At 43.6% G+C, this 1,211-nt stretch carries 2 protein-coding genes; both read right to left on the minus strand.

Annotation, left to right across the window (positions count from 1 at the left end):
* Window positions 1-250 (minus strand): response regulator (locus R7R24_RS24640; RefSeq protein WP_318119718.1); only part of this gene is annotated, 250 nt, incomplete at its 3' end.
* Window positions 251-408: 158 nt separating this feature from the next.
* A partial coding sequence (locus R7R24_RS24645; RefSeq protein WP_318119719.1) for a lactate/malate family dehydrogenase occupies window positions 409-1,211 on the minus strand: 803 nt, incomplete at its 5' end.

Genomic DNA, 1,211 nt, shown 5'->3' on the forward strand with positions numbered 1-1,211 from the left:
CATCGTTCAATGCTGTAAGCATCAGAATTGGCGTAGCAAATCGTTGGCAAATACGACGAGCAACTTGCATCCCATTTAAGTTTGGCAACATCACATCGAGCAACACTAAATCGACTGGCGTTTTCTCCATGTACTGCAGCGCGCTTTCACCACAATGCACAGAAGAGACGGTATATCCTTCATCTTGCAAAACTACTTCTAAAAGCTCACACAAAGGAACGTCATCATCAACAATCAGAACTCGAGACATGCCAAATTACCACTCAAATAAAAATGGTTCGCATTCTATTACTCATTTGCAAATTAAACAACCATAGTTTATGGGGCTTTTCTCTGTTTGGAAGACACAAAAAAGCCTACTAAACAGTAGGCTATATAAGGCAAAACGGAGAATTTCTTTGTTTACAATCAGCACTTCAAACCTGTCGATTGCGCGACATTCTCCACAATGGATCTCAAGTTCATACTGATAGAGTGTAATGTTTCAAGCTCCTCTTCTGTAAACGGGTGAGTAAGAACCGACTCTGCACCTTTTTTTCCGACCACCGTCGGTAGACTTAGCACGACGCCACTCACACCATATTGACCCGACATCATCGTGCCAACTGGCAACACAGAGCGCTCATTGATTTTGATGGCTTGAATGATTCGAAATACGCTGGCTGCAATACCATGCACCGTATTATGTTTGCGACGAAATATTTCGTAACCCGCTTGCTTAACCGCTTCGAGCAACTCATCAGCATCGATTCTCTCGATATTGTGTGTATCGCAATAATAATCCGCAGGCTGGCCAGCAATAGAGATCAAACTCTTTGGTGTGAAACAGTGGCTTCCGTGCTCTCCCAGCACATAACCAAATATGTTTTTAGGGTCAAGATCCACACGGTTAGCAACAATGCTCATCAAGCGGGCTGTATCGATAACACACCCGCTGCTGATCACTTTGTTTGGCTCAAAGCCCGTATTGGTAGTAATAAAATGAGCAACAATGTCACAAGGGTTGGACACGACAATCAAAACCGCCTTTGGCGCAACACGCTCTATTTTTCTAGCGATCTCGACGCCAATCTTCGCGTTGATTTCTGCGATATCTAAACGTGTTTGTCCTTGTTGAATTTGCGCACCTGCCGTTATCACAACAATATCGGCACCTAACAAATCGAGGTAATCATCTGAGGGAATAATGCGGGTATGTTTGGAAAAGGTTA

Source organism: Vibrio sp. 704, from assembly GCF_033339295.1.